Source organism: Rhizobium sp. LCM 4573, assembly GCF_001854865.1.
In the GTDB taxonomy this organism is placed as follows: domain Bacteria; phylum Pseudomonadota; class Alphaproteobacteria; order Rhizobiales; family Rhizobiaceae; genus Neorhizobium.
The window spans coordinates 1-7,404 of record NZ_MDDW01000027.1; the positions used below are offsets into that span (position 1 = coordinate 1).

The 7,404-nt window shown below is 61.1% G+C and carries 9 protein-coding genes and 1 tRNA gene; 6 read left to right on the plus strand and 4 right to left on the minus strand.

The features are described 5' to 3' along the window. A partial coding sequence (locus tag LCM4573_RS21860) for an integrase core domain-containing protein (RefSeq protein WP_157895533.1) occupies positions 1–165 on the plus strand: 165 nt, incomplete at its 5' end. A gap of 93 nt (positions 166–258) precedes the next feature. Here the strand turns inward: LCM4573_RS21860 and LCM4573_RS21865 are convergent. Next, positions 259–597 (minus strand): DUF2147 domain-containing protein, encoded by a 339-nt coding sequence (locus tag LCM4573_RS21865; RefSeq protein WP_071008553.1) that lies wholly within the window; start codon positions 595–597, stop codon positions 259–261. Positions 598–1,081: 484 nt separating this feature from the next. Between LCM4573_RS21865 and LCM4573_RS21870 the strand changes: the two genes are divergently transcribed. After that, positions 1,082–1,348 (plus strand): sel1 repeat family protein, encoded by a 267-nt coding sequence (locus tag LCM4573_RS21870; RefSeq protein ID WP_071008548.1) that lies wholly within the window; start codon positions 1,082–1,084, stop codon positions 1,346–1,348. Positions 1,349–1,470: 122 nt separating this feature from the next. Here LCM4573_RS21870 and LCM4573_RS21875 read toward each other — a convergent pair whose 3' ends face one another. The 3 genes from LCM4573_RS21875 to LCM4573_RS21890 all read right to left on the minus strand — a co-directional run bounded on the left by LCM4573_RS21875 (position 1,471) and on the right by LCM4573_RS21890 (position 4,237). Then, positions 1,471–2,589 carry a pyridoxal phosphate-dependent aminotransferase gene (locus tag LCM4573_RS21875; RefSeq protein ID WP_071008554.1) on the minus strand — a complete coding sequence of 373 codons (1,119 nt, stop codon included), beginning with the start codon at positions 2,587–2,589 and terminating at the stop codon, positions 1,471–1,473. A gap of 70 nt (positions 2,590–2,659) precedes the next feature. After that, positions 2,660–3,526, minus strand: a complete 867-nt coding sequence (locus tag LCM4573_RS21880) for a LysR family transcriptional regulator (RefSeq protein WP_071008549.1) — start codon at positions 3,524–3,526, stop codon at positions 2,660–2,662. A 357-nt stretch (positions 3,527–3,883) separates the two neighbouring features. Continuing rightward, on the minus strand, positions 3,884–4,237 hold the full coding sequence (locus tag LCM4573_RS21890; protein WP_071008550.1) for a PilZ domain-containing protein: 354 nt from the start codon (positions 4,235–4,237) through the stop codon (positions 3,884–3,886). A 216-nt stretch (positions 4,238–4,453) separates the two neighbouring features. Between LCM4573_RS21890 and LCM4573_RS21895 the strand changes: the two genes are divergently transcribed. From LCM4573_RS21895 to LCM4573_RS27555, 4 genes are all read left to right on the plus strand, one after another. Continuing rightward, positions 4,454–5,671, plus strand: a complete 1,218-nt coding sequence (locus tag LCM4573_RS21895; RefSeq protein ID WP_071008551.1) for an NAD(P)/FAD-dependent oxidoreductase — start codon at positions 4,454–4,456, stop codon at positions 5,669–5,671. Between the two features lie 28 nt (positions 5,672–5,699). Then, on the plus strand, positions 5,700–6,500 hold the full coding sequence (locus LCM4573_RS21900) for an aldolase/citrate lyase family protein (protein ID WP_071008552.1): 801 nt from the start codon (positions 5,700–5,702) through the stop codon (positions 6,498–6,500). 256 nt (positions 6,501–6,756) lie between these two features. Further along, positions 6,757–6,847 (plus strand) — tRNA-Ser (locus LCM4573_RS21905). Between the two features lie 339 nt (positions 6,848–7,186). Beyond that, positions 7,187–7,404: porin (locus LCM4573_RS27555; protein WP_244505397.1), on the plus strand; the 218-nt coding region annotated here is incomplete at its 3' end.

Sequence of the window (7,404 nt, forward strand, 5' to 3'; positions counted from 1 at the left end):
GTCAAAACCCTGAAGCGGGACTATGTCCGCATCTCAACCCTTCCGGACGCGGAAACTGCGCTCCGGCAGATCGATGGATGGATCGAGGACTATAATGAAATCCATCCCCATTCCGCTCTGAAAATGGCTTCCCCTCGCCAGTTCATCAGGGCTATCTCAACCTAAGCCGACTGTCCGGTGAAACGGGGAGCACTCCAGCCCCTGTTCGACGAGCGTACGGGCAGGTTTACCGCCCGCGCGTCGATCGAGCATATAATATTAAAGACGCGTCCAGGTTTGCGACTTGCAGAGGATCTTCAGGACGCAGCCCTTCATCCGCAGCGAATTGCCCGAGACGGTGCCCGATCCGCTATAGGTCTTGTCGTCGGCCGGATCGGTGATCTGCCCGCTATATTGTCCACCCGTGCCGGAAAGTCGGCCGATCTGCTTTCCCGCATGCTTGCCGGTGACCAGCGTCACGCAATAGGCGCCGCCGCAAGGGCCGATCTTGGCGGTCTCGCCGCTTGCCGTCTTCCAGTTTCCTTCGATTGCTTCGGCGGCGTTTCCGGCCGTTGCGGCGGCCAGCACGAAAGCTGTCGCCAGCATCAATTTCTGCATCCTCGTTTCCCTCCCGATGCAAGAGGCATCGCCCATTGCGGACATGCCTTTTCCTCCGGCCTTCCTCCAGAAAGCCGGTCGCCACGATATCTTACGCGAACGTAAAGGTAAATACGTGTCGGAAGTTAGCTCCTTCGCCCCCGCGTCCGATGCATCCGGGAAGGGTGAGACGATTCTTGGTTAGCAATCCGTTGAAATTCCAATTCTGAAGTTTTCGTAAAAATCCCGCTGAAGTCCTTAATGGGCAGGAGTTCCGATGTTTAACAAAAACTCAAATTTACCAATCATTTGAACTTTGTTTTCGGCAAATTAAGCATGCGTTTTAAGCGAGTTTTTGAAGGTTTCCGCGAAGGTTGGGCCATCAGACGAGCGGGAAGCCCGCCGCCGAGGGATCGAGAAGCCGCATGAAGACGGCGATCCCGAGGAGCCCGAAAGGGTATCGAAACAGGGACGATGAACAACAGGTACGAACAGGGATAAACCGATGGCACCTTTCGAAACGCATATGTCCGAACCCGCCCCGATGAGGGGAGAAGGCCGCGCCGATGCTCTCTGTGAGATGGGAGTAAGGTACGCGACGGGCCGTGGGGTGAATCGCGATCTGGTCGCCGCGCACAAGTGGCTGAACATTGCGGCCATCAAGGGCTGCGACCGAGCCGCCGAGCTGCGCGCCGATCTGGTGCCGACGATGAGCAAGGCGCAGCTTGCCGAGGCGCTCCGCGCGGCTCGCGACTGGATGACGGTGCATTGAGAGAGTGATTAGTGAGTAGTGATTAGTCGCTAGTGAGCAGAAAGCGGATTGCGCAACGCTCCGCGTGTGAAAGCCCCTCACTACTCACTACTCACTACTCACTACTCACTACTCACTACTCACTACTCACTACTCACTCGCTTCAAAACCTCTGGCAAGGCCTGCGTCAGCAGCGCCATGTTCTCTTCCGGTCCGGTACTGATGCGGATACACCGGTTGAGCGGTGCTACGCCTGGCATGCGGATGAAGACGCCGTGCTCCATCAGTCCGTCGACGATCGCGCGGGCATAGGCTCCGTCGCGGCCGCAGTCGATGGCGACGAAATTCGTGGCCGAGGGCAGGGGGGTAAGACCGTTCTCGCGCGCGATCGCCGCAATCCGCTCCCGCGAGGCTTTTATCTTGCCGATCACCTGTGTGAGGTAGGCCTGATCCTTGAGGGCGGCGATCGCCGCCGCCACTCCGACTATGTTCATGCCGAAGTGATTGCGGATCTTGTCGAAGGTCTGTGCCGTGCCGGGCGTCGAGATCGCATAGCCTACACGGGCGCCGGCAAGTCCGTAAGCCTTGGAGAAGGTGCGGGTGCGGATCACGTTTGGCTGGCCGATCAGCGCGGCGATGGATGGTGTCGCTCCGGCGGGAGCCGTTTCGGAATAGGCCTCGTCGAGAATCAAGAGACAGGTTTCCGGCAATGCCTTGGCGAAGGCCACGATTGCGTCGGCATCGTGCCAGCTTCCCATCGGATTGTCGGGATTGGCGAAATAGACGAGCGGCGCATTCTCCCTTTTTACCGCATCGAGGAGCCCGTCGAGATCCTCGCGATCGTCCACATAGGGCACCGTGACCAGCCGCCCGCCATGGCCGGCGACATGGAAGTTGAAGGTGGGATAGGCGCCGAATGAGGTGACGACCGGCATGCCGGGCTCGATGACCAGCCGCACGATGAGGCCGAGCAGGGAATCGATCCCTTCGCCTACCGCGAGATTGTCGGGCGAGCAGCCGAGATGGGCCGCGAGCGCCTGTTTCAGGAGAAAGTTCTCCGGATCGGAATATTTCCAGGTTTCCGTCGCCGCAGCACTGATCGCCTCGATCACCGAGGGGGCGGGGCCGAAGCCGTTCTCGTTCGCGCCGATGCGCGCCTTGACGGTAAGCCCCCGATTGYGCTCGATCGCCTCCGGCCCGACGAAGGGAACGGTTGCGGGAAGCGCGCCGACCAGCGGCGTGAAACGCGAAAATGCAGGCATGACGATGTCCCGGTTATGAAAGCCGGCACACAATAAGAGCGATTTCATCCCATGCAAGAGCCGCGATCGCTCACGACGTCCGCTCGCCGCGGAATGACTTCTCCTCGTCCTTGAAAAGACGGCTCAGCCGTTCGATCACCAGGCGTATCTCCGGACGATGGCGATCGTCGTCATTGGCGACGATCCATATCGTGTGGGTGAGGTCGTCTATAATGTCGCCCTCGCGCCGAAGTCCGGGATGCGAATCGCCGACGAAACACGGAAGGATGCCTCGGCCGTTGCCGCTGCGGATCAGCCGGGTGAGGAGGGCCGGCGAGTTGGTCCAGGTAAGAATGTCGGCCTCATGATTCTGGAACACCCATTTGTCGGYCGGCGAAAAGGCATTCTCGGTGCCGATGGATATCCATGGCAGCTCGTCCGAGCGGGCAAGGTCCGCAGCTATATATATGGCATAAGCGATTTCGACGGAGCGGCGCACGGCGACATTGCCGCTCTGCGGCCGGCGGTTGACGAGGCCGACATCCGCTTCCCGATAGGTGAAGTCGACCCCGGCGTGCAGCGTTTTGCAGCACAGGCGGAAGCGATCCTCCCTGCCGCGCAGGGCTGGAACATTGTCCGCTATGAAGCCGGAAAGCCAGACATCGCTGCCGATGGAGACGATCGGCAGGGCGAAGGCCTTCCTGTGCCAGTCGGAAATACTCTCGGCCGTCCTGCGCATGGCGCGTACATGTTCGAGCAGCACCTCACCATCCGGCGCCAACCGGTATCCCTGCTGGCTGCGTACGAACAAGGTGCGCCCGGTCACCCGTTCGAGCGCCAGCATTCGCCGRCCGATCGTCGGCGCGCTGATACCGGTGCGCTCGGCCGCGCCGCTGAGGCCGCCTTCCTGCGCCACATGGAAGAACAGTTYGAGGTCGTCCCAATCGGCATCCTTCATAGCGGCACCCTTTATGCTCGGCGCGATGGTTTCTCCATCTTTCAGCGGTGAAACACACCTTTCGCCGGCGCGTCTACAGCTGCCTGCCCATCCTCCCTAGCTGAATGGCAGGAGATTATAGCCAGACATTATAGATGGAGTGGATGCCATGCTTCTCAATTGGGTAAGGCTCTGGCAGCTTCTGGAAGATGAGAATCGTAAGAAGAGGACGACGAATTCGCTCGCCGATCCGCTGGAGGGCGCAGAATGGCAGGGCCTTCTCTGGGCGCTGCCGTTCCTTTCACGGGTTTCGGGTGGGGCCTCGCGCGCCCACCGGAACCGAGCGGGCCGCCGTCTACCGTCGGAGAACGACGAGCATCAATGGCTCGTTTCGAAACTCAGCCGGACGACGTGATGCAGGAATTCCGGATCGATCAGCATGTTGAAGCCGACCGTCAGCTTCTCTTCCTCGCGACGAATGACTGTGCAGCCGATCTCGTCGTGGATGCCGAGGATCTCCAGGAAGAAATTGTTCGGCGCCGGCATGTGCGGGGCGATTTCCAGTTCCGCCCCGTAGAGAGAGATGGAGCGGACGAGGCAGCGGAAATGCGTGGCCGTGCTCAACCGCCGGCCGACGAAGATGATTCTGGCTGGGCGATCCACGGTGAATTTCTGGAACGCCTGGTCGCGGGGCGCGTCCCGCTTCAGATCCTCGTCCATATTCAAGGGCATGGCACCCTCCTTTTCTCCTCGTATTGTCAGTGTAGGGGCCGATCGGCTGACGCATTCTGAAACAGATCGTTAAAATGCCGCCGATCTGCGCGTTTTCGTCGCGCCATGGCTTCCGGGTGTGCGCGCAACCTTCTGCGGTTGACGGGCAGGCGCGGCGGGGTTACGCCTCAACCGACGCAACATGCGTCGCGTGTGGGATGTGTCAGGGGGATCGAGGTGACAGGCAGGCTGGTGATCGTCGGCGCGGGGCAGGCGGGTTTCGCGCTTGCCGCGAAGCTTCGCTTGCTGAAGGACGATCGGCCCATCACCCTGATTGGCGCGGAAGACGTGCCGCCCTATCAACGCCCGCCGCTCTCAAAGAAATATCTGCTCGGCGAGATGGAATTCGACCGCCTGACCTTCCGCCAGGAAAACTGGTATGCGGAAAACCAGGTCGATCTGAAGCTTTCCACCCATGTCGAGGAGATCGATCGGGCCGCCCGGCGCGTGCGCATGCAGGATGGCTCCGTCCTCGGCTATGAGACGCTGGCGCTTGCGACCGGCTCCACGCCGCGGGCGCTGCCCGCCGCCATCGGCGGCGATCTCGACGGGGTCTTCGTGGTCCGCGACAAGCGCGATGCCGATCTGCTCTCCGGGGAGATGCGGGCCGGCCGGCGGCTTCTCATTATCGGCGGCGGCTATATCGGTTTGGAGGCGGCTGCCGTTGCCCGCCATCTCGGCGTCGAGGTGACGCTGATCGAAATGGCCGACCGCATCCTGCAGCGTGTTGCCGCCAAGGAGACCGCCGATGCCATGCGCGCCATCCACCTGCGGCACGGGGCGGTGATCCGCGAGAAGACCGGTCTCGTGCGATTGATCGGTGAAGGCGGCAAGGTGCGCGGTGCCGAGCTTTCCGACGGTTCGATGATCGAGGTGGATTTCGTCATCGTCGGCATCGGCGTGATGCCGAATGACCGGCTGGCGCAGGAAAGCGGCCTGGACGTGGGGAACGGCGTGATCGTCGACGAGTTCGGCCGCACCTCGGATCCTTCCATCTTCGCCATGGGCGATTGCGCCATGCTGCCTTGGAGAGGGCGGCGGATTCGCCTCGAATCGGTACAGAATGCCGTGGACCAGGCCGAAGCCGTGGCGGCCGTTCTGGCGGGTGGTGGCGAGCCTTACGATCCGAAGCCCTGGTTCTGGTCGGACCAGTATGACGTGAAGCTGCAGATCGCCGGCTTCAATCTCGGTTACGACGAGACGCTGGTGCGGCCCGGAATGCGCGAGGGCAGCCTTTCCATCTGGTACTTCCGGGAAGGCGAGTTCATCGCCGTCGATGCGATCAACGATGCCAAGGCCTATGTGACCGGTAAGAAGATGCTGGAAACCGGGATCGCGCCGGACAAGAGGCTCCTTGCCGATACAGCCGTCGATCTCAAACAGCTCCTTTCCTGATCCGTCATTGTAATACTGGACGAACGACATGCCCGTGCCAAAGAATCACTTCAAATCCGCCATTCGCGAAGATCGCCTGCAGATCGGCCTCTGGCTGAACATGGGTGAGCCGCTGCCGGCGGAGATTGCCGGCACCGCCGGTTTCGACTGGCTGGTGATCGACGGTGAGCATGGGCCGAACGACCTGCGCAGCATTCTGACTCAATTGCAGGCGCTCGCGGCTTACCCCGTCGAGCCTGTGGTGCGCGTTCCGGTCAGCGAGTCGTGGATGATCAAGCAGGTGCTCGATATCGGCGCGCGGACGATTCTCGTTCCCATGGTCGATTCGGCCGAACAGGCGCGCGAACTGGTGCGGGCCGTGCGCTATCCTCCTAGAGGAATTCGCGGCGTCGGCGCGGCGGTGGGCAGGGCTTCCGCCTTCAATGCGGTAGCCGATTACGCCGATACGGCGGCGGACGAAATCTGCCTTCTGGTGCAGGCCGAGACCATGGCCGCGATCGCCGATCTCGAAAACATCGCGGCCGTCGAGGGCGTGGATGGGGTTTTCATCGGTCCCGCCGATCTTTCCGCCGACATGGGCTATCTCGGCCGCATGGAGGCGCCGGAAGTGCAGGAGGTGATCGAAAAAGCGATCGCGACGATCACCGGCGCAGGCAAGGCCGCCGGCATCCTGACCTTCAGCGAATCGCTCAACCGCCGCTACATCGATCTCGGCGCCCGATTCGTCGCTGTCGGCGCCGACGTCACCGAATTTGCCGCGGCACTTCGTGGGCTCGCCTCCCGCTACGGACGTGGCGGCGCACCTGCCGGAAAGCCGGCCGGCTATTGAGAATCGGTCGGTCTGCCACAAGCGTGCTCCGATGAGCCGACGCTTTGCGAGCGTGTAAGGCCACCGAATCGCCGGAGCTGCGTCAGATAATCCATGGCCTCCGCCTGGCCGGCCCCACTGGGAGAATCAGCGCGCGCGAGCGGGGGCGTCAATCTCCTTGAGAAGCGGTTCTGACGCCGTGATTCGTCCAAAACTTGGCGGATGAAGTCACAAAGGCCTTGCATTCACAGGCTCTTCAACTTACTGAGGCCTCACCGGAGAGGTGGCCGAGTGGTCGAAGGCGCTCCCCTGCTAAGGGAGTATACGTCAAAAGCGTATCGAGGGTTCGAATCCCTTCCTCTCCGCCATCTGCGCCATGCGTTTCCAGGTTTTCCACACCTGCCCGCTCATCCACATTCGGCATCGCCCTCTGCGGGAAAAGTGATTCCGTGAGAAAGCGCACCGGTTGTCGCGCACACTCCCCTTATGTCCTTGCTAAGTTACTGGCACATAAGCTCTTTCTTAACGAAGGGTAAATGTTGGTGCCGCCGTGCTCTCGCTTTTGTGTCCTTTCGGCAACAGGCTTCATCGAAGCAGGTCGGATGAGCTTGTTTGGCTGAAGTTCAAGATTGCATGGCCTTCGACGTCTTGTATTTTCACATTCGGAAGCGAGGCGGTGGATCGTCCGTTTTCTGGTAATCGCGGGGATGGGGCAGGGAACGCTGTCCTTCAGCAAAGAACCCAGACCCAAACGAAACTTTGACTGGAGGTCAAAAATGAACATCAAGAGCCTTCTCCTCGGCTCCGCTGCTGCTCTCGCAGCAGTATCCGGCGCCCAGGCGGCTGACGCTATCGTCGCTGCTGAGCCCGAGCCGATGGAATACGTTCGCGTCTGCGACGCGTTCGGCGCAGGTTACTTCTACAT

Excerpts from the sequence above, each read along its gene's own strand:
- LCM4573_RS21865 (WP_071008553.1), bottom strand. The coding sequence starts at position 597 with ATGCAGAAATTGATGCTGGCGACAGCTTTCGTGCTGGCCGCCGCAACG.
- LCM4573_RS21870 (WP_071008548.1), top strand. The coding sequence starts at position 1,082 with ATGGCACCTTTCGAAACGCATATGTCCGAACCCGCCCCGATGAGGGGA.
- LCM4573_RS21890 (WP_071008550.1), bottom strand. The coding sequence starts at position 4,237 with ATGCCCTTGAATATGGACGAGGATCTGAAGCGGGACGCGCCCCGCGAC.
- LCM4573_RS21900 (WP_071008552.1), top strand. The coding sequence starts at position 5,700 with ATGCCCGTGCCAAAGAATCACTTCAAATCCGCCATTCGCGAAGATCGC.